This is a genomic window from Pseudoxanthomonas sp. GM95 (genome assembly GCF_900109775.1).
GTDB lineage: Bacteria > Pseudomonadota > Gammaproteobacteria > Xanthomonadales > Xanthomonadaceae > Pseudoxanthomonas_A.
On sequence record NZ_FOAX01000004.1, the window covers coordinates 37,297 to 56,731 of the forward strand.

The window sequence follows — 19,435 nt, forward strand, 5'->3', positions numbered from 1 at the left end:
CGTGCTGCATCGATCCGTGATCGACGCGAGATTGGATACAGCGCCGCTCAGGTGATCGGCGCGGGATTGAACAAGGCCAGGTCGTTGTGCAGGTGGTGTTTCTCGGCCCAGGTCTGCGTGCCGCTGGCGACGTCCAGGTACAGCTGGAAGATCTCCCAGCCCATTTCGTCCAGGGTCTTGTCGCCGGTGGCGACCACGCCAGCATCGACGTCCATCAGGTCCGACCAGCGTCGCGCCAGTTCGCTGCGGGTGGCGACCTTGATCACCGGCACCATCCCCAGGCCATACGGCGTGCCGCGGCCGGTGGTGAAGATGTGCAGGTTCATGCCGGCGGCGGTCTGCAGCGTGCCGCAGACGAAATCGCTGGCCGGCGTGGCGCAGTACTGCAGGCCACGGCCCTTGACGCGCTCGCCCGGCGGCACGACGCCGCTGATGGTCGAGGTGCCGGACTTGGCGATCGAGCCCATCGCCTTCTCGACGATGTTGGAGAGGCCGCCCTTCTTGTTGCCGGGCGTGGTGTTGGCGCTGCGGTCGGCCTGGCCGCGTGCGAGGTAGTTGTCGTACCAGGCCATCTCGCGCACCAGCGCCTTGGCCACGTCTTCATTGGCCGCGCGCGGCACCAGCAGCTGGATGCCGTCGCGCACCTCGGTGTTCTCGGAGAACATCACCGTCGCCCCGGCGCGCACCAGCAGGTCGGCCGCCACGCCCAATGCGGGATTGGCGGTGATGCCGGAAAACGCATCGCTGCCGCCGCACTGCATGCCCACCACCAGCTCGGAGGCCGGGACGGTTTCGCGCTGGCGGGCGTTGAGGTGCTGCAGGCGCGTTTCGGCCAGGTCCATGATGCTCTTGATCATGTCCTGGAAGCCCATCGTGGCTTCCTGCAGGCGATAGACCGCGCTGTCGTCCGCGTCGGCATCGTCCTGAAGGAGCTTTTCCGGCACCAGCTTTTCGCAGCCCAGGCCGACGATCAGCGCCTGGCCGCCGAAGTTGGGATTGCGCCCGATGTTGCGCAGGGTGCGGATCGGAATTATGGCCTCCGGCGCGGTGATCGCCACGCCACAGCCGTAGACGTGGTTGATCGCGACCACGTCATCGACGTTGGGATACTTGGGCAGCAGCTCGGTGCGGATGCGCTCCACCGCGTGGCCCAGCACGCCGACCACGCACTGCACGCTGGTCATGATGCCCAGGATGTTGCGCGTGCCCACGCTGCCATCGCGGTTGCGGTAGCCCTGGAAGGTGTAGCCCTCCAGCGGCTGCACGTCGCGCGGGGTTTGCAGGCTCAGGTCCAGCGCGTCCAGCTCCGGCGCGGCCGGCATGTCCAGCAGGCTTTCCTGTACCCAAGTCCCCACCGCGATGTCGGCATTGGCATAGCCGATCGGCGTGCCGTAGCGCATCACCGCCGCGCCCTTGGCGATCGGCACCAAAGCCACCTTGTGGCCCTGCGGGACCGCCTCGATGGTGGTGACGCCGTCCTGGAAGGTCGCACCTTCCGGCGCGCCCCCGTCGTTGACCACGACGGCGACGTTGTCTTCGGGGCGCAGCTGGATGCTGCGCCATTGCGGCTGGGTGGGGACTGCGGACATCAGGTTCACCTTGCTTGCGGCCTTGTCTTCAATGCTGGGTGGCGGGCACCTGGCGCGCGGCACCATTGTGCGGCGGTTCGCGCAGCTCGATGCGTTCGATCTTGCCGACGATCACCAGGTAGCTGACCACCACCAGCGCGCCGTTGGCGGCCACGAAGGCCAGCGCCGAGGCGAACGAGCCGCTGCTGCCGACCAGGTAACCGATCACGATCGGCGTGGTGATCGAGGCGATGTTGCCGAACATGTTGAACATGCCGCCGGCCAGGCCAATGATCTGCTTGGGCGCGGTATCGGACACCACCGCCCAGCCCAGCGCGCCGATGCCCTTGCCGAAGAAGGCCATCGCCATCACCGCCACCACGATCCACTCGGTGGACACGTAGTTAGCCACCACGATCACCGACGACAGGCCCATGCCCAGCACGATCGGCAGCTTGCGGGCGAAGGTCAGCGAGTGCCCGCGGCGTAGCAGCCAGTCGGAGAACACGCCGCCCAGCACGCCACCGGCGAAACCGCACAGCGCCGGCAGCGAGGCGATGAAGCCCGCCTTGAGGATCGACATGCCGCGCTCCTGCACCAGGTACACCGGGAACCAGGTCAGGAAGAAGTAGGTCACGCCGTTGACGCCGTACTGGCCCAGGTACACGCCGATCATCATGCGCTTCTTGAGCAGCTGCTTGACGTAGAACCACTGGTTGCCCGACTTCTTCTCGCCCGGCTTGTCCATGTCCACCAGCGCACCGCCGGCGGTGATGTAGTCGATCTCGGCCTTGTTGGCGCGGGGATGTTCACGCGGGTTGTAGATCACCACGCGCCACACCAGTGCCGCCAACACGCCCACGACGCCCATGACCAGGAACACGTGGTGCCAGCCCAGCGTCGCCACCATCCAGCCCATGATCGGGGCGAAGATCACCGTGGCGAAGTACTGCGCCGAATTGAAGAACGCCGAGGCCGAACCACGCTCGTTGGCCGGGAACCAGGCCGCGGTGATGCGGCTGTTGCCGGGGAACGACGGGGCTTCGGCCACGCCCACCAGGAAGCGCAGCAGGAACAGCGCCGGCACCATCATCCCGCCCGGCAGGATGTGGATCGCGCCCTGCAGCGCGGTGAACACCGACCACAGCGCGATGCCCCAGCCGTAGACCTTCTTGGCGCCGAAACGGTCCAGCAGCCAGCCACCCGGAATCTGGCAGGTCACATACGCCCAGCCAAACGCCGAGAAGATGAAGCCCAGTTCCTCGGCACTGATGCCCAGTTCCTTCTGCATCGAGGAACCGGCGATGGACAGGGTGGCCCGATCGGCGTAGTTGATCGTCGTGACGATGAACAGGAACAGCACGATCCACAACCGCATCCGCGTTCTTTTTTCAGTCGTTGCATTCATCTGAAGCGTGCTCCGAGGTCAGTGCGATCAGAACGCGATCTGCATGCGGCCAGTAATGGCGTTGGTCTTGTCCAGCGTGGCGTGGGCCAGATTGTCCTGCGCGTCGCTATGGATGTAGTTCAGGCGGAACATCACGTTCTTGTTGGCGTAGTAGTTCACGCCCAACGTGGTCGCCTTGACCTCGATATCGCGGTTGACCTGCTCACCATGCGCGGTGTCGTAGCGCAGCGCCACTTCCCACGCACCATGCTCACCAATGCCATCGGGACGGGTGAAGCGGGCCTTCTTGAAGTCGTAGCCGCGGGTCTGGCCGGTGATGAACCAGCCGACCGTGGCGTAACCGGTCTTCAGGTCGCCATCTTGAGCGCCATCTTCGTAATGCGCCTTGCCGGCCTCGGACTGCACGTAGAACGGGCCGCGAGAATAAGCGACTTCGCCCAAGTACTTGTTGATGTCCACCTTGCTGCCGTCGTTGAGCGAGATCAGGGTGAAGCGCGACTGGTCGGACAGGTGGCCGGCGGCGCGCACCGAAGCGCTGGTACCGGTGTAGACGTCGTTCTGGTTGCGGCCGATCTCGTCGTGGCCGCCGCTCACGCCCAGGTGCAGCAGGCCGTTTTCCTTGGCCAGCGGCAACCAGACCAGGCGGGCCGACTCGCCCAGGCCGCTGTTGCGATCGGTGTCGGTGTTGGCCTCGTTGTAGACGTTGATGCCGTAGATCCACTGCTTGTCTTTGGTATTTCCCACCCACGAGGCGCCGTAGCGGTAGCCCAGTGCCTGCGTGTCGGCCACCCACGAGCGCTCCTGCATCGAAGCCCAGAGATCGTCGGTGGTGTATTCCAGCGAATAGAACGGCTTGATCTGGCCGATGGCAATCGAACCCGGGCCCAGGTCATGCGAGATGGCGATGGTCTGGCCAACCGGCTTGTCGTTGGCGAAGTCGTAATCGACCACGTAACCCCAGTCGCCGAACTTGCCCGACACCGCCAGGCGCACGCGGCGCAGCTCGGTGCCGTTGGCGTTGTCGGTGCGCAGGTCATCGTTGTCGAACCAGCCGCCGTCGAACTGCACGCGGCCGTGGATGCCGAAGGTGTATTGCCCATCATCGGACGAGGCGTTGAAGCCATTGCTGTCCAGCTTGGTCTCGGCCTGCGCCAGCGGTGCGGCCAGCGCCGTCGCAACAGCCAGGGTGAGCAATGCGGTGGTGCGGTAGTGCTTGGAGTTCATCATCCCCTCTCTTGACGATGTAGGGCCGTGCAAGGACGCGCCCGGTTGATCGATCTGTGCGTGTGATCCAGCCGGCGCGTGCTGCTGGCCCTCCCGGCCTGCGCTGCTGGCGATGTCGCGGGCCTTCAGGCCGCGGCGTGTTCGGTGTTGCAAAAGCAAGACCGCGCCAGGACCAGAAGGCCCTGACGCGGGGTGTGGATCAGTCCTTGCCCAGCACGCCGTCGGTGCGGCGCCAGATGGCCAGCGGGTTGCCGTTGGCCAGCGATTCGGGCAGCAGTTCGGCGAACAGGTCCTGGTAGCAGACCGGGCGCAGGAAGCGCTTGATCGCCAGGGTGCCCACCGAGGTGCTGCGCGCGTCGGAGGTGGCCGGGTACGGGCCGCCGTGGACCATCGCGTGGCAGACCTCCACGCCGGTCGGCCAGCCGTTGGCCAGGATGCGGCCGGCCTTGCGCTCCAGCACCGGCAGCAGCGCCTTGGCGAGGGCGATGTCGCCCTGGTCCATGTGCAGGGTCGCGGTGAGCTGGCCTTCCAGGTGTTCGCTCAGCGCGATCAGCTGGGCCTGGTCCTTGCAGCGGATCAGCATGGACGAGGCGCCGAAGACTTCGGCCTGCAGCGCTTCATCGGCCAGGAACGCATCGGCGTCGGTGGTGAACCACGCCGCTTCGCAGCGGTTGGGGCCTTCCGCCGGCAGGCCGCGCGCCAGCGTGGTGACCTTGTCGTGGCCGACCAGTGCAGCAACGCCGTCGGCGTAGGCCTTGCCGATGCCCGGGGTCAGCATGACGCTGGCGGCCGAGGCCTTGAGCGCGTCGACCGCAGCGGTGACGAAGGTGTCCAGCGCCGGCGAATCGATCGCCAGCAGCAGGCCCGGATTGGTGCAGAACTGGCCGGCGCCCATCGTCAGCGAACCGACGAAGGCCTTGCCCAGCGCCTCGGCACGCGCATTGAGCGCTTCGGGCATCAGATAGACCGGGTTGATGCTGCTCATCTCGGCGTAGACCGGGATCGGTTCGGCGCGCGCGGTGGCGACCTGCATGAGTGCCGTGCCGCCACCGCGCGAGCCGGTGAAGCCCACGGCCTTGATGCGCGGGTCGGCCACCAGCGCGCTACCGATCTTGGTACCAGCGCCGTAGAGCATGGAGAACACGCCTTCGGGCAGGCCGCACTTGGCCACCGCCTTCTGGATCGCCACGCCGACCAGCTCGGACGTGCCGGGATGCGCGTTGTGCGCCTTGACCACCACCGGGCAACCGGCGGCCAGCGCCGAAGCGGTATCGCCACCGGCCACCGAGAAGGCCAGCGGGAAGTTGCTGGCGCCGAACACGGCGACCGGGCCCAGCGCGATGTGGCGCTGGCGCAGGTCACTGCGCGGCAGCGGCGCACGGTCCGGCAGGGCCGGATCCAGGCGCGCTTCCAGCCAGCTGCCTTCGCGCACGACCGAGGCGAACAGCTTGAGCTGGCCGACGGTGCGGCCACGCTCGCCTTCCAGGCGTGCACGCGGCAGGCCGGACTCGGCCATCGCACGCACGATCAGGTCATCGCCGATGGCGAGGATCTCGTCGGCGCAGGTTTCCAGGAACGTGGCGCGCGCTTCGAGCGAAGTCTCGCGATAGGTGTCAAACGCCGCCGCGGCCAGCGCGCAAGCGCGCTCCAGGTCGGCGGCGCTGGCCAGGCCGTAATCGGGGGCGAGGTGTTCGCCCGTGGACGGATCCAGGCCCTGCACGGTGCCGTCAGCACCGAAGGTGGCGGTGGAACCGATCAGCATCTTTCCGGTGAGGGTGCCCATTACTTGCGGTCTCCGATCAGCTTCTTGAGGATGTCCAGCTCTTCGCCGGTCAGGTCGGCCAGCGGCGTGCGCACGGGACCGGCGCTGCGGCCGACCGCGGTCATGCCGGCCTTGACGATGGACACGGCGTAGCCGGCGCGGCGGTTGCGCAGCTCGGTGTAAGGCAGGACGAAGTCGTTGAGTTCGCGATACACATGCGCCACGTCGCGGGCACGCACGGCCTTGTAGAACTCCAGCGCCCACTCGGGCAGGAAGTTGAAGATCGCCGAGGAATACGTGGTCACGCCCATTTCCAGGTACGGCAGGGCGAAGGTCTCGGCGGTCGGCAGGCCACCGACATACAGCAGGCGATCGCCCAGGCGGGCGAAGATGCGGGTCATGCGATCCACGTCACCCACGCCGTCCTTGAAGCCGACCAGGTTCGGGCAGCGCTCGGCGATGCGCTCGACGGCGTTGGCGTCCAGCTTGCCGTTGGCCCGGCTGTAGACGATCACGCCCAGCTTGGTGGACTTGCACACGCGCTCGACGTGGTCGGCCACACCGGCGGCGTCGCATTCGGTCAGGTAGGGCGGGAACAGCAGGATGCCGTCGGCGCCGTTGGCTTCGGCCGCCTGCGCCATCTCGATGGCGATCGCGGTGCCGTAGCCGGCCGGGGCGATGATCGGGGTGCTGGCGCCGGCTTCTTCCACTGCGGCTTTGACCGCCTGGTTCACTTCGGCCAGGGTCAGCGAGAACAGCTCGCCGGTGCCGCCGGCGGCGAACAGACCCGAGGCCGGGTAGCCGGACAGCCACTGCAGGTTGCTGCGGTAGGCCGCTTCGTCGAAGGCGTGGTCGTCGGCCTTGAAGTGCGTGACCGGGAACGACAGCAGGCCGGCGCCCAGCGCCTTGGCCACTTCCTGCGGGGTGTATTTGCTCATGGGATCTGGGGAGGGCTCGGTGGAGTTCGGCGCCGATCCTAGGAGCCGGTTCCATTCCCGTCCAAGCCAAATCCAGCATGGAATGATGCCGATTCTGTATTGTTTAGACTTTGGTCTGACAGGTTCGTTCAGCCGAAAAGGGCAAATCTCGCCAACCCAAATCATTGATTTAAAAACGATAGTCGCTTGCCATCGCGTCAAAGCACCGGACTCTGCATTCGATCCGCCGACGCGAAGCCCCCGTCGGAGAAATCGCCCGGCAGGCTTGCCGCCACGATGCGCGAAGCCCACGATTCGCGCAGTGCACCATCCAGGAGCGGTATCAATGTTCGACCTCAACCAGCTCCGCTGCTTCGTCACCGTCGCCGAGGAGCTGCACTTCAGCCGTGCCGCTGCGCGCCTGCACATGACCCAGCCGCCGCTGAGCCGGCAGATCCAGCTGCTGGAGCACAGCATCGGCACGACGTTGTTCACCCGCAGCAACCGCGTGGTGCGGCTGACGCCCGCCGGGCGCACCCTGCTGCCCGAGGCGCGCACGATCCTGCGCCTGGCCGAAAGCGCCAGCCTGTCCGCAAGGCGCGTGGGCCTGGGCGAAGCCGGCAGCGCCAGCATCGGCTTCACCGCGGCGGCCGGCTATCACTTCCTGCCCGAGGCCATCGCGCACCTGCGCACCGAATTGCCCGACATCGACCTGCAGCTCAAGGAGATGGTCAGCCACTCGCAGCTGGAAGCCCTGGACAACGGCCGCCTGGACCTGGGCCTGCTGCGTCCGCCGATCACCCGCGACGGCATGCGCAGCCGCTGCGTGGTGCGCGAGACGCTGATCGCCGCCCTGCCCCAGGACCATCCGCTGGCGCAGCAGCCGACGCTGAAGCTGCGCGACTTCGACCGCCAGCCGCTGGTGATGTATTCGCCCGACGAGGCGCGCTACTTCTATGAGCTGGTCGGCCGCATCTTCAGCCGCGTCGGCGTGGCGCCGCATTACGAGCAGCACGTCAGCCAGGTGCACTCGGTGCTGTCGCTGGTGCGCGCCGGCCTGGGCGTGGCCCTGGTGCCCGAAGCGGCCAGCAGCCTGCGCTACGAAGGCATCGTCTACCGCAACGTCACCGGCCTGGCGCCGGCGCGCCCGGTAGAGCTGCACCTGGTGTGGAAGGACGGCAACGACAATCCCGCGCTGCCACAACTGCTGGAAAAGATCGGCGCACCGCTGCCAGCGCCTGAAGACCGGGAGTAAGCATTGAAGCCGCAAGCAGGCATCGCCTGCTTGCGGCTTCAGCACGACACGTCGATCGATCAGCTAGTCAAGCAACCCACCGGCCGTTTGCCAGCCAGTCCGTCGGCCAGGCTGGCCAGGACCATCTCGCCCATGCGGGTGCGTGTCTGCACGGTCGCGCTGGCGCGGTGCGGCTGCAGGACGACATCCTCACGATCGAACAGCGCTTCGGGCACGCGGGGTTCATCGGCGAAGACATCCAGCCCGGCGCCAGCGATGGTGCCGGCTTCCAGCGCGGCCAGCAGGTCGGGCTCGTTGACCAGGCTGCCGCGGGCCACGTTGATCAGATAGCCCTGCGCGCCCAAGGCTTCGAGCACGGCGCGATTGATGATGCCCGCGGCCTTGTCGGCCGCGGCGGCGACGATCAACGCATCGCTCTGCTGGGCCAGTTCGATCAGCTCCGGCACGAAGGTATAGGGCACATCGTCCATGGCCTGCAGATCGGTATAGCTGATTGGACAGCCGAAGGCCGCCGCACGCGTGGCCACCGCGCGGCCAACCCGACCCAGGCCGATGATCCCGATGCGCATCCCGCTGAACTGGCGCGCCAGCGGAAACGGCGCCAGCGGCGTCGGACTCTTGCTCCAGTGTCCAGCGCGAATGAAGCGATCGCCCGCACAGATGCCACGGCAGGCCGCCATCAGCAGCCCGATGGCCAGATCGGCCACGTCTTCGGTCAGCGCACCGATGGTGGCCGACACTTGAATCCCGCGCTCGCGGGCGTACGCGAGATCGACCGCGTCGGTGCCTACGCCATTGATGGCCACGATCTCCAGCTTGGGCAGCTGGGCCATGAGTTCGCGCGTGATGCCGGTGTGCCCGCCGGTCACCACGCCGCGGATGCTGGCGCCATGCTCGCTCAGGAAGGCCGGCTTGTCGGCCTGCTCGAAGTAGCGATACACGGTGTACTGCGCTTCCAGCCGCGCGAGGATGTCTGGAATCAGGATCGGGTTGAGCTGAAGCACGACAGGTTTCATGGGGTCATCTCACTGTTGATCTGCAGCCGGGCTCAGCCGCGGCCGACGAACGGCATGTTGGTCGCCATCACGGTCATGTTCAGCACGTTGGCCGACAGCGGCAACGACGCGACATAGCGCACGGCATCGGCGACATGCTGGACATCGACCATCGGCTCGACGGCGATCGTGCCATTGGCCTGGCGCACGCCCTTGGTCATGCGCACCGACAGATCCGTCAGTGCGTTGCCGATGTCGATCTGGCTGCAGGCAATGCTGTATTCGCGGCCATCCAGCGCCAGGCTCTTGGTGATGCCCGCCACCGCGTGCTTGCTGGCGGTGTACGGCGCAGTGAACGGGCGCGGCGTGTGCGCCGAGATCGACCCGTTGTTGATGATGCGTCCGCCTTGCGGCACCTGCCTGCGCATCAGCCCGAACGCGGCACGCGCGCAGAGGAACACACCGGTGACATTGGTGTTGATGACGTTCATCCAGTGGCTCAGATCCAGCTCGTCCACCGGCACGGCCGGCGCATTGATGCCGGCATTGTTGAAGACCAGGTCGAGTCGACCGTAGGTCGCTTCGATGGTGGCAAACAGCGCGTCCACGCTGGCCGGGTCGGTGACGTCGGTCGAAACGGCCAGGGCCTGCTGGCCGTTGGCCTTGGCTTCGTCGGCCACCGCCTGCAACGGTTCCAGCCGACGGCCTGCCAGGACGACCGTGAAACCGTCGGCCAGCAAGCTGTTGGCGACCGCGCGGCCAATGCCGCTACCTGCGCCAGTGACCAGCGCGACCCTGAGGGAGTCGGGAGTTGTCATGGGTGTTGCTCCTTATCTGTGGGAGAGGATCAGGCGCGTGCGCCGACCCGCACTTCGATCTCGCCGATGCCTTCGATGGCCGCGGTGATCAGGTCGCCCGGCTGCAGGGCATCCACGCCCGGTGGGGTACCGGTCATGATCAGATCGCCAGGACGCAGGGTGATGTACTCGGACACGAGCGCGACGACTTCGGCCGCCGACCAGATCTGCTGATCAAGGTCAGAACGCTGACGTTCGACCCCATTGACGCTCAACCAGATCGCGCCCTGTTCGGCATGCCCGAAGGGCTCGACCGGGACGATGGGCGTCATCGGCGCCGCACCGTCGAAGGCCTTGGCCGCCTCCCAGGGTTGGCCGATCGCCTTGGCCGCCTTTTGCAGGTCGCGCCGGGTCAAATCCAGTCCCGCGGCGTAGCCCCAGACGTGGCTTAAGGCCTGCTCGGGCGCGATGTTCGCACCACCGTTGCCGATGGCGATCACCAGTTCGATCTCGTGACAGAACTCGTCGGTCATCGGCGGGAACGCGATCTCACCCAGCGCGTCGATCACCGCACTGGCCGGCTTCATGAAATACAGCGGCTTCTCGCGCACGGCATCCGGCGTGCCCCAGTGATAGTTGCGCCCCAGGCAGAACACGCGCCCGACGGGAAAGCGCTGGTCGCTGCCCTTGATCGGCAGCGTGGTGTCTTGCGGTGCGTGCGGTACGGACATCGTCATCTCTTCCTGATTGATTCAAGCGTGGGGTGTTTCCGCGTGGGCGCCGCGCCTTCGCTGCCGATCGCGCAGGCCGGCATCGACGGCCTTACGGCGTCTTCAATTCGATCCGGTGCAGGCGACCGAGCAGGAACGAATACGACAGCGTCCCCATCAGCGCCAGGCAGCCGATGAACCAGAAGGCATAGGCGAAGTTGTGCGTGGACTGGACGATGGCGCCGATGACGAGCGGGGTCACGATGCCGCCGATGTTCGCCGCCAGGCTGGTCACCGAACCGGTGAGGCCGAGCAGCTGGCGCGGCGCCACTTCGGAGACCGCGGCCCACGATGCCGAGGCAATGCCTTGGGCGAAGAACGCACAGGTCAGGATCACGATGCACAGCACGTTGGAGTCGGTGAAATTGACCAGCACGATCGACATGCCCAGCGCCGAGCCCACCACCAGCGGCAGCTTGCGCGCGAAGGAGAGCGAGGTACCGCGACGAATCAACAGATCGGAGATAAAGCCAGCCAGCAGGATGCCCACAGTTGCGCCGATGAACGGCATGACCGCGAAGATGCCCACCTTGACCGTGCTCATCTTCCGTTCCTCCATCAGGTAGGTGGGGAACCAGGTCAGGAAGAAATACAGCACCGAGGTATTGGCGAACTTGCCGATGCAGATCGACCAGACCTGTCGGTAGCGCAGCAGCGTGAACACCTGTCGCCAGTTGAACGGGGTCAGCTGTTTTCCGGCCTTGATCAGGCCGCCGCCTTCTTCGATGTAGTTCAGTTCTTCCTTGCTGACTTTCTTGCACGACATCGGATCGCGGTAGGCCATCATCCAGACGATGCCGAACACGATGCCGACCGCGCCGGTCGCATAGAACACGTGGCGCCAGCCGAACGTGGTGGCCATCCACAGCAGCAGGCCAGTGAACAGCGCAGTGCCCAGATACTGGCCGCAGACGTAGACGCTGCTGGCAAACCCGCGTTCGCGGGCCGGGAACCACGCCGTCACGGCACGCATGTTCGAGGGGAAGGCCGGCGTCTCAGCGGCGCCCACCACCAGACGCAAGCCAAACAACGAAGCGAAGCCGGTGGCCAGGCCCTGGAAGACCGTGGCGATGGACCAGGTGATGAGCGACACGCCATAGGTCATGCGCGAACCGAAGCGATCTGCGATGAAGCCCGCGGGAATCAGCGCGATGGCGTACGTCCATGCGAATGCAGAAAAGATCATCCCCATATGGATCTTGTCCAGGCCCAGATCCTTGGCCATGAAGGGCGCGATGATGGAGATGTTGACCCGGTCGACGTAGTTGATGACCGTGGCGATCAACAACAGGACCAGCATGAACCAGCGGCGCCGGGTCGGTAAGCCGCGCGCGGTGGCCGCCGCGCTGATCGGTGCGGTCTGGCTATCGGGAGTGAGCGACATGGGAAGCCTCGTTGATTGCTGAAAGTGATGGAGCGAACCGCCGCGCGCAGTGGCTGCGTCGCCGCGTAACCGGCCCAGCGCGGGCCGTCTTTCAGTCGTCGTGATGAGGTCGATGTCGTGGCAGGCGTGAGGTGCCGAGGCTACGGCCTCGCGCGCACGTGATGCCTGCGCAGTCCGCGGCGTTGAGGCTGTTGCATGCCTGCCAGGCGCCCGGCATCTGCCGTCCGGCCTGCTTGATGGTGTCGCGACGCCTGGGCGCGCGGTGAGTCGGATGCATCATTCCCTCTCCTGATGATGAGTTGCCGCAAGATCGATGGAGCTGCGGCGGTGTTGACGTGGTGTGTCGGCTGCATGCCCTGCCCTCCCAGGCCGCATGCAACCGGTCTGCTTATGCGCTGTCCCTTTCCTGGCCAGCACCGGGCGCGCGGCATGCGCGCGAGGCCTTCGACTCCGCCAGCCTCGTTGCGATAAAGGCGCTCATTACTTGCGGTCTCCGATCAGCTTCTTGAGGATGTCCAGCTCTTCACCGGTCAGGTCGGCCAGCGGCGTGCGCACGGGACCGGCGCTGCGACCGACCGCGGTCATGCCGGCCTTGACGATGGACACGGCGTAGCCGGCGCGGCGGTTGCGCAGCTCGGTGTACGGCAGGACGAAGTCGTTGAGCTCGCGGTATACATGCGCCACGTCGCGGGCACGCACGGCCTTGTAGAACTCAAGCGCCCACTCGGGCAGGAAGTTGAAGATCGCCGAGGAATACGTGGTCACGCCCATTTCCAGGTACGGCAGGGCGAAGGTCTCGGCGGTCGGCAGGCCGCCGACATACAGCAGGCGATCGCCCAGGCGGGCGTAGATGCGGGTCATGCGATCCACGTCGCCCACGCCGTCCTTGAAACCGATCAGGTTGGGGCAGCGATCGGCGATGCGCTCGACGGCGTTGGCGTCCAGCTTGCCGTTGGCACGGCTGTAGACGATCACGCCCAGCTTGGTGGCCTTGCACACGCGCTCGACGTGGTCGGCCACACCGGCAGCGTCGCACTCGGTCAGGTAGGGCGGGAACAGCAGGATGCCGTCGGCGCCGTTGGCTTCGGCGGCCTGTGCCATCTCGATGGCGATCGCGGTGCCGTAGCCGGCCGGGGCGATGATCGGGGTCGTGGCGCCGGCTTCTTCCACTGCGGCTTTGACCGCCTGGTTCACTTCGGTCAGGGTCAGCGAGAACAGCTCGCCGGTGCCGCCGGCAGCAAACAGGCCCGAGGCCGGGTAGCCGGACAGCCACTGCAGGTTGCTGCGGTAGGCCGCTTCGTCGAAGGCGTGGTCGTCGGCCTTGAAGTGCGTGACCGGGAACGACAGCAGGCCGGCGCCCAGCGCCTTGGCCACTTCCTGCGGGGTGTATTTGCTCATCGACGGGATCAGGTCAGCGGGGTCGGCGCCGACTCTAGGAGCCGGTTTTGATTCCCGTCCAAGCCAAATACGGCATCGAATGATGCTCAAGCTGGATTAATTAGACTTTCGTCTCACGCACATGCGTGTTGAAAATCAAGCGGATTAACCCTTTCAACCCGTTGTTTTATCTCGCCATTATCTCCGCTCGCACTGGACCTGACAGCAGCGACAGACGCGGCATGGCGTGGTGCCGGAAGAAACAAAGATTCATCCCCCGACATGCGCGCTACGCGCTCCCACGCGCTGATTCGTGCAGTGCAGCATTCAGAACGGCACCGCGCGCGCTGATCTCGGCCAGCTGAAAAGCCTCATCGGCACGATCGCGCGAAAGTTCCGCTGTAGACGCGCGCAACAAGCACTTCAGTTCGAGCAAAAGCCCTCACTGCTGCATCCGCGCGCAGCCACGCAAAAAACGCCGGCCGCATCCCTGCGACCAACGTCCCGCGCGTGGCGTCGCGCCCAGCAAGGGCGCGATCACCGATGGAAGATCCGCGTGCTGCGGTGTGGCGTCAGGCGTCTTCGCCGACCGCCAGCACCAGCTGCAGGTCGTCGCGTTCGCCGCGGATACGCAGCTGCGCGCTCGCTTCGCACGCGAGCGCACCGAGGCGCGCGCCGCAGTCGCCCAGGTCGGCCCATTTGAGCTGCCAGACGAAGGGCGTGGCGCAGGCGCTGTCCAGCACCAGCCGCGACACCGAATCGGTGACCTCCAGGCTGACGTTGTTGACGCCGGGGATGGGATGGCGACGACCGACCGCATCCAGCCGTGGGCTGGACGCGAGGTGGTCGAGCATGGAGGCCAACATCGCGATGCCGGGGCGATCGCCGCGGAACATCAACGCATCCTGGCCGTGGAAGCTATTGGCATGACGGGCTCGAAGCATGGTTGCACCATTCTCAGTGGGTGAACGACGCTGGGTGGGACTGCGTGCAGCGGTACAGCGCGCGCCTGGCGACGTCGCCAGGCGCGGTGTTGCTCAGGCCGCCTTGGTGGCGGTGAACTGTTCTTCCTCGGTCGAGCCGGTCAGCGCAGTGGTCGAGGACTTGCCCTGCTGGATCGCCTGGGTCACCTGGTCGAAGTAGCCGGTGCCGACTTCGCGCTGGTGCTTGACCGCCGTGAAGCCCTTGGGCGCAGCGGCGAACTCGGCCTCCTGCAGCTCCACGAACGCCTTCATCTGCTCGCGTGCATAGCCGTGGGCCAGGTTGAACATCGAGTAGTTCAAGCTGTGGAAACCGGCCAGGGTGATGAACTGGAACTTGTAACCGTAGGAGGCGATTTCCTTCTGGAACCTGGCGATGGTCGCGTCGTCCAGGTTCTTCTTCCAGTTGAAGCTTGGCGAGCAGTTGTAGGCCAGCATCTTGCCGGGGAACTTGGCGTGGATCGCATCGGCAAAGGCCTTGGCAAATGCCAGGTCCGGCTTGCCGGTCTCGCACCACACCAGGTCGGCGTACGGCGCATAGGCCAGGCCGCGACTGATGGCCTGATCCAGTCCCTTGTTCGTCTTGTAGAAGCCTTCGACCGTGCGCTCGCCGGTGGTGAACGGCGCATCGATCGGATCGACATCGCTGGTCAGCAGGTCAGCGGCCTCCGCATCGGTACGCGCGACCAGCAGCGTGGGCACGCCCATGACGTCGGCGGCCAGGCGCGCGGCGTTCAACTTCTCGATTGCCTCGCGGGTGGGCACCAGCACCTTTCCGCCCATGTGGCCGCACTTCTTGACCGACGCCAGCTGGTCTTCGAAATGCACGCCGGCTGCGCCAGCTTCGATCATCGCCTTCATCAGCTCGAAGGCATTCAGCACGCCACCGAAGCCGGCTTCGGCATCGGCCACGATCGGCTGCAGGAAGTCGATGCTGTCATCGCCTTCTGCGTGATACAGCTGGTCGGCGCGCAGCAGTGTGTTGTTGATGCGCTTGACCACCGCCGGCACCGAATCGGCCGGGTACAGCGACTGGTCCGGATACATCTGCCCAGCCAGGTTGGCATCGGCCGCCACCTGCCAGCCCGACAGATAGATCGCCTTCAAGCCCGCTTTGACCTGCTGCATCGCCTGGTTGCCGGTGAGCGCGCCCAGCGCGTTGACGAAGTCCTCGGTGTGCAGGTGCTTCCACAGCTTTTCCGCGCCCAGCTTGGCGATCGAGTATTCGATCGGCACCGTGCCGCGCAGGCGCACCACGTCGGCTGCGGTGTAGTCGCGGGTGATGCCTTCCCAACGCGGATTGGTATCCCAGTCCTGTTGGATCTCTTCGGCAGTGCGCAGCTTGCTCATGACGTCGTCCTCGTGTGGATCAGCGGGTGTTCGAAGGGTGCAGCGGTCCGTGGCCGCTTGTGGAAAGCGGTCTTCCAGTGATGCGTGGAGCGGCGCGCCAGATGCGACGCGCGATGGATCAGTCGATCAGCGCATAGGCCGGCAGCGTCAGGAACTCGGCCAGCGTGTCGCTGCGCGAGAGTTCATCCAGCAACGCGGTGGCCTGTTCGACCTTGGCCGCGCCCGGCATCGCCGCGGTGTCGCCCAAGAGCGCAGGCAGCCGCTTGAGCGTGGCCTGCAGCAGCGCGGTGTCGATGGCGGTGCCGTCGTCCAGGTGCAGGCTGGCGGTGTGCAGCCACTGCCACAGCTGGGTGCGCGAGATCTCGGCGGTGGCGGCGTCTTCCATCAGCCAGTGGATCGGCACGCAGCCGTTGCCATCCAGCCACGCGGCCAGGTAGCGCACGCAGACCTCGACGTTGCCCTCGAACCCGGCGCGGCTGATCGTGCCGGTCGACGGCCGGATCAAGTCATCGCGGCTCACGTGCACATCGGCGCGGGCCACATCGTGCTGGTTGGGCTGCGGCATGTGCTCGTCGAAGATCGCTTTGGCGACCGGGATCAGCGCCGGATGCGCCACCCAGGTGCCGTCGTGGCCGGCGGTGACTTCGCGCAGCTTGTCGGCACGCACGCGGGCCATCGCCTGCTCGTTGGCGGCCGCATCGTGGTTGATCGGGATCTGCGCGGCCATGCCGCCCATCGCATGCGCGCCGCGCTTGTGGCAGGTCTGGATCAGCAGTTCCGAATACGCCTTCAAAAACGGCTGGGTCATGGTGACCTGGCCGCGCTCTGGCAGCACGCGATCGGCGTGGGTGCGGAAGGTCTTGATGTAGGAAAAGATGTAATCCCAGCGGCCGCAGTTCAGGCCGACGATGCGGCTACGCAGCGCGTGCAGGATCTCGTGCATCTCGAACACCGCCGGCAGCGTCTCGATCAGCACCGTCACCTTCATCTGGCCCTGCGGCAGGCCCAGCACCGCCTCGATGTGCGACAGCGCGGTCTCCCACAGCGCCGCTTCTTCCATCGACTGCAGCTTGGGCAGGTAGAAGTACGGGCCGCGGTCCCGGGCCTGCAGCGCGCGGGCGTTGTGGAAGGCGAAGGTCGCCACGTCGAACAGGCCGCCGGCCATCGGCGCGCCATCGATCAGCACGTGCTTCTCATCCAGATGCCAGCCGCGCGGACGCACGATCAGCACCGCCTGTTCGGCATACGGCTTCAGCGCGTACTGCTTGCCCGGCTTGCCGCCACTGGCGGGCGCGGCGAACTGCAGGTCGCCGACAACCGCGCCGATCAGCGCACGCTGGCCGGTCAGCAGGTTGCTCCAGGTCGGCGAGGTCGAGTCCTCGAAATCGGCCATGAACACCTTGGCGCCGGAGTTCAGTGCGTTGATGACCATCTTCGGATCGGTCGGCCCGGTGATCTCGACGCGGCGGTCGGCCAGCGCGGCCGGGATCGGCGCCACGGTCCAGTCGTCGTGGCGGATGGCGGCAGTGTCGGCACGGAAGTCCGGCAGCGCGCCCGCATCGAACTGGGCCTGGCGCACCTGGCGCTGGGCCAGGCGGGCCTGGCGGCTGGGCTCGATCGCACGATGCAGCGAGACCAGCAGCGCCAGCAGGCCCGGCGGCAGCAGCGCATCCTGGCCCGCGTCCTGGCGAGTCAGCGCCAAACCGGGCGTGGCACCGGCAATGGCCGGATCACGGGGCGGCAGGGCGAAGGCAGTGGCGGACATGGCGACCTCGTCGTCGTGTTGACTGGGCCGCCACCGTGCTCCCGGGGTTACTATTTGACAACTTAGTTTTATCAATCATTTTCATAAGATCAACTCATAGTTACAGGCAACCATTCCATGGCCGCTCCCGTAACCCCGCGTTTTTCCTACAAATCCGATCGCCTCAAGCCGCTACGCGCCTTCTGCCAGGTGGTGCGACTGGGGTCGGTTTCGCGCGCGGCGGAGGCGCTTTACGTCAGCCAGCCGGCCATTTCGCTGCAGCTGCAGGCGCTGGAACGCGAGTACGGCGCCCATCTCTTCGAGCGCAGCGGCCGGCGCCTGTCGCCCACCCGCGAGGGCCAGCTGCTGTTCGAAATGGCTCAGCCGCTGGTCGAGGGCGTGGACGGTCTGGCGGCCGTGTTCAAGGAAAAGGTCAGCGGGCTGGACGCGGGCGAGCTGAACATCGCCGCCAACAGCTCGACCATCCTGTACCTGCTGCCGCGGATCGTGGACGCCTTCCGCCGCGCACACCCCGACGTGCGCCTGACCCTGCACAACGCGATCAGCGCCGACGGCACCGACCTGCTGCGCGAGGACGCGGTGGACCTGGCGGTGGGTTCGATGGTCGATGTCCCGGCCGACCTGAGCTACGAGCCGGTGTATCGCTTCGAGCCCATGCTGATCACCCCGCACGACCATCCGTTGGCCAAGAAGGCCAAGGTCACCCTGGAAGACATCTCGCCCTACGGCCTGATCCTGCCGCCGCGCCGGCAGATCACCTACCGGCTGGTGGACCTGACCTTCCAGCAGGCGCGCGTGCCCTACAACGTGGTGCTGGAAGTCGGCGGCTGGGAGGTGATCAAGCAGTACGTGGCGATGGGCATGGGCCTGTCGATCGTCAGCTCGATCTGCATCGGCGAGGCCGACCGCGGCCGGATCGCGGCACGCTCGCTTAGCGCGTATTTCCCTTCGCGCAGCTATGGCGTGGTGGTGCGCAAGGGCAAGTACCTGTCGCCGCAGGCGCGTGCCTTCATCGCCTTGATCCGGCCGGATCTGTTCCATCCGCGCGACCACGACGAGTCCGGGCATTCGGAACGCTGAGCCGGCGTTCGCGGCCGCCCTGCACCAGCAGCATCGCCACCAGCAGCACGGCCAGCACCAAGGAGGCGCCGCCAGTACCCAGTTCCAGCCCGCCGTGCGACACCGGTTTGGTCAGCAGGTCGCCGAAGGTCGCGCCGAACGGCCGCGTGGTCACGAACGCCACCCAGAACAGCAGCACCCGGTCGATCCGGGTGAAGCGATACGCCAGCGCGGTGGCGGCGATCACCGCACCCGTCAGCGACGCGCTGGCGGCAAAGCCCAGCCCGGAGGCATCGGCCAGGAAATCGCCCAGCGCCGTACCTAGCGTGTTGCTGACCAGGATCGCGGCCCAGTAGAAGACCTCGGCACGGCGCGTGCGGATCTGCGCGACCGACAGGCTGCCTTCGACCAGGCGCCAGGCCGCCAGCACCAACGCCAGCAAGGTGACCAACACCAGCGCGCCGCGCAAATAACCCAGCCCCAGCGTGCGATCCATGAAGTCGGACATCGCCGTGCCGGCCGTGCTGGTGGACAGGATCACCGACCAGTACAGCCAGCGATGGAAGCGTTCGACCCGCAGCTGCGCCACCAGCGTGGCGGCGAAGATCCCCAGCAATAGCAGCGAACCGGCCCCGTAGCCCAGGCCGAGGGTCATGGTCAGCCAGTCGCCGCCGGTTTCGCCCAGCGTGGTGGCCAGGATTTTGATGATCCAGAAGCCCAGCGTGACCGCGGCGACCTTGCCGGCGGCGCCAGATTGCGAATGCGGGTGATGCGACATGGCCTGCGCCCTGCGTGTGGAAGCAGGGCCACCGTGCCGGGGCCGA

16 protein-coding genes are annotated in these 19,435 nt (G+C 66.4%); 2 read left to right on the plus strand and 14 right to left on the minus strand.

Annotated features, from left to right (window positions below; genetic code table 11):
• Window positions 1-47: 47 nt before the first annotated feature.
• The 5 genes from garD to kdgD (BMZ17_RS18145) all read right to left on the minus strand — a co-directional run bounded on the left by garD (window position 48) and on the right by kdgD (BMZ17_RS18145) (window position 6,900).
• Window positions 48-1,589, minus strand: a complete 1,542-nt coding sequence (gene garD, locus BMZ17_RS18125) for a galactarate dehydratase (RefSeq protein WP_093143895.1) — start codon at window positions 1,587-1,589, stop codon at window positions 48-50.
• 28 nt (window positions 1,590-1,617) lie between these two features.
• A complete protein-coding gene (locus BMZ17_RS18130) occupies window positions 1,618-2,976 on the minus strand; it encodes an MFS transporter (RefSeq protein WP_093142593.1) in 1,359 nt (452 codons plus the stop codon).
• A 27-nt stretch (window positions 2,977-3,003) separates the two neighbouring features.
• The gene (locus BMZ17_RS18135; RefSeq protein WP_175485668.1) at window positions 3,004-4,200 is read right to left on the minus strand and encodes an OprO/OprP family phosphate-selective porin; all 1,197 of its coding nucleotides are present in this window, start codon (window positions 4,198-4,200) and stop codon (window positions 3,004-3,006) included.
• A 199-nt stretch (window positions 4,201-4,399) separates the two neighbouring features.
• Window positions 4,400-5,983, minus strand: coding sequence for an aldehyde dehydrogenase (NADP(+)) (locus BMZ17_RS18140; RefSeq protein ID WP_093142602.1), 1,584 nt, complete (start codon window positions 5,981-5,983; stop codon window positions 4,400-4,402).
• Window positions 5,983-6,900, minus strand: a complete 918-nt coding sequence (gene kdgD, locus BMZ17_RS18145; RefSeq protein ID WP_093142607.1) for a 5-dehydro-4-deoxyglucarate dehydratase — start codon at window positions 6,898-6,900, stop codon at window positions 5,983-5,985. Before kdgD (BMZ17_RS18145) ends, BMZ17_RS18140 begins: the two co-directional genes overlap by 1 nt.
• Window positions 6,901-7,225: 325 nt before the next feature.
• Here kdgD (BMZ17_RS18145) and BMZ17_RS18150 point away from each other — a divergent pair, with 325 nt between their 5' ends.
• Window positions 7,226-8,134 (plus strand): LysR family transcriptional regulator, encoded by a 909-nt coding sequence (locus BMZ17_RS18150; RefSeq protein WP_093142611.1) that lies wholly within the window; start codon window positions 7,226-7,228, stop codon window positions 8,132-8,134.
• A 59-nt stretch (window positions 8,135-8,193) separates the two neighbouring features.
• Here the strand turns inward: BMZ17_RS18150 and BMZ17_RS18155 are convergent, their stop codons facing one another.
• From BMZ17_RS18155 to aceB, 8 genes are all read right to left on the minus strand, one after another.
• Window positions 8,194-9,150 (minus strand): 2-hydroxyacid dehydrogenase, encoded by a 957-nt coding sequence (locus tag BMZ17_RS18155; RefSeq protein ID WP_093142615.1) that lies wholly within the window; start codon window positions 9,148-9,150, stop codon window positions 8,194-8,196.
• A gap of 32 nt (window positions 9,151-9,182) precedes the next feature.
• Window positions 9,183-9,947, minus strand: a complete 765-nt coding sequence (locus BMZ17_RS18160; RefSeq protein WP_093142620.1) for an SDR family oxidoreductase — start codon at window positions 9,945-9,947, stop codon at window positions 9,183-9,185.
• A gap of 29 nt (window positions 9,948-9,976) precedes the next feature.
• A complete protein-coding gene (locus tag BMZ17_RS18165) occupies window positions 9,977-10,657 on the minus strand; it encodes a fumarylacetoacetate hydrolase family protein (protein ID WP_217645855.1) in 681 nt (226 codons plus the stop codon).
• Window positions 10,658-10,748: 91 nt separating this feature from the next.
• Window positions 10,749-12,080 (minus strand): MFS transporter, encoded by a 1,332-nt coding sequence (locus BMZ17_RS18170; RefSeq protein ID WP_093142631.1) that lies wholly within the window; start codon window positions 12,078-12,080, stop codon window positions 10,749-10,751.
• A gap of 480 nt (window positions 12,081-12,560) precedes the next feature.
• On the minus strand, window positions 12,561-13,478 hold the full coding sequence (gene kdgD / locus BMZ17_RS18175; RefSeq protein WP_093142636.1) for a 5-dehydro-4-deoxyglucarate dehydratase: 918 nt from the start codon (window positions 13,476-13,478) through the stop codon (window positions 12,561-12,563).
• Window positions 13,479-14,029: 551 nt separating this feature from the next.
• Complete coding sequence (locus tag BMZ17_RS18180) at window positions 14,030-14,401, minus strand: hypothetical protein (protein ID WP_139203004.1); 372 nt, start codon at window positions 14,399-14,401, stop codon at window positions 14,030-14,032.
• A 93-nt stretch (window positions 14,402-14,494) separates the two neighbouring features.
• Entirely contained in the window at window positions 14,495-15,787 is a 1,293-nt protein-coding gene (aceA, locus tag BMZ17_RS18185) for an isocitrate lyase (RefSeq protein WP_093142646.1), read from the minus strand.
• 118 nt (window positions 15,788-15,905) lie between these two features.
• Window positions 15,906-17,552 carry a malate synthase A gene (gene aceB / locus BMZ17_RS18190; RefSeq protein ID WP_093142651.1) on the minus strand — a complete coding sequence of 549 codons (1,647 nt, stop codon included), beginning with the start codon at window positions 17,550-17,552 and terminating at the stop codon, window positions 15,906-15,908.
• A 117-nt stretch (window positions 17,553-17,669) separates the two neighbouring features.
• Here aceB and BMZ17_RS18195 point away from each other — a divergent pair, with 117 nt between their 5' ends.
• Entirely contained in the window at window positions 17,670-18,632 is a 963-nt protein-coding gene (locus BMZ17_RS18195) for a LysR family transcriptional regulator (RefSeq protein WP_093142656.1), read from the plus strand.
• Here BMZ17_RS18195 and BMZ17_RS18200 read toward each other — a convergent pair.
• The gene (locus BMZ17_RS18200; RefSeq protein ID WP_093142661.1) at window positions 18,562-19,389 is read right to left on the minus strand and encodes a COG4705 family protein; all 828 of its coding nucleotides are present in this window, start codon (window positions 19,387-19,389) and stop codon (window positions 18,562-18,564) included. The genes BMZ17_RS18195 and BMZ17_RS18200 overlap by 71 nt on opposite strands.
• Window positions 19,390-19,435: the final 46 nt, after the last annotated feature.

Bases quoted from the DNA above. Each gene is read 5' to 3' on its own strand.
- BMZ17_RS18150 (WP_093142611.1), top strand. From the start codon at position 7,226: ATGTTCGACCTCAACCAGCTCCGCTGCTTCGTCACCGTCGCCGAGGAG.
- BMZ17_RS18170 (WP_093142631.1), bottom strand. From the start codon at position 12,080: ATGTCGCTCACTCCCGATAGCCAGACCGCACCGATCAGCGCGGCGGCC.
- BMZ17_RS18155 (WP_093142615.1), bottom strand. From the start codon at position 9,150: ATGAAACCTGTCGTGCTTCAGCTCAACCCGATCCTGATTCCAGACATC.
- BMZ17_RS18160 (WP_093142620.1), bottom strand. From the start codon at position 9,947: ATGACAACTCCCGACTCCCTCAGGGTCGCGCTGGTCACTGGCGCAGGT.
- BMZ17_RS18195 (WP_093142656.1), top strand. From the start codon at position 17,670: ATGGCCGCTCCCGTAACCCCGCGTTTTTCCTACAAATCCGATCGCCTC.
- BMZ17_RS18165 (WP_217645855.1), bottom strand. From the start codon at position 10,657: ATGTCCGTACCGCACGCACCGCAAGACACCACGCTGCCGATCAAGGGC.
- BMZ17_RS18200 (WP_093142661.1), bottom strand. From the start codon at position 19,389: ATGTCGCATCACCCGCATTCGCAATCTGGCGCCGCCGGCAAGGTCGCC.
- aceB (WP_093142651.1), bottom strand. From the start codon at position 17,552: ATGTCCGCCACTGCCTTCGCCCTGCCGCCCCGTGATCCGGCCATTGCC.
- BMZ17_RS18130 (WP_093142593.1), bottom strand. From the start codon at position 2,976: ATGAATGCAACGACTGAAAAAAGAACGCGGATGCGGTTGTGGATCGTG.
- BMZ17_RS18180 (WP_139203004.1), bottom strand. From the start codon at position 14,401: ATGCTTCGAGCCCGTCATGCCAATAGCTTCCACGGCCAGGATGCGTTG.
- garD (WP_093143895.1), bottom strand. From the start codon at position 1,589: ATGTCCGCAGTCCCCACCCAGCCGCAATGGCGCAGCATCCAGCTGCGC.
- kdgD (WP_093142607.1), bottom strand. From the start codon at position 6,900: ATGAGCAAATACACCCCGCAGGAAGTGGCCAAGGCGCTGGGCGCCGGC.
- BMZ17_RS18140 (WP_093142602.1), bottom strand. From the start codon at position 5,983: ATGGGCACCCTCACCGGAAAGATGCTGATCGGTTCCACCGCCACCTTC.
- kdgD (WP_093142636.1), bottom strand. From the start codon at position 13,478: ATGAGCAAATACACCCCGCAGGAAGTGGCCAAGGCGCTGGGCGCCGGC.
- aceA (WP_093142646.1), bottom strand. From the start codon at position 15,787: ATGAGCAAGCTGCGCACTGCCGAAGAGATCCAACAGGACTGGGATACC.
- BMZ17_RS18135 (WP_175485668.1), bottom strand. From the start codon at position 4,200: ATGAACTCCAAGCACTACCGCACCACCGCATTGCTCACCCTGGCTGTT.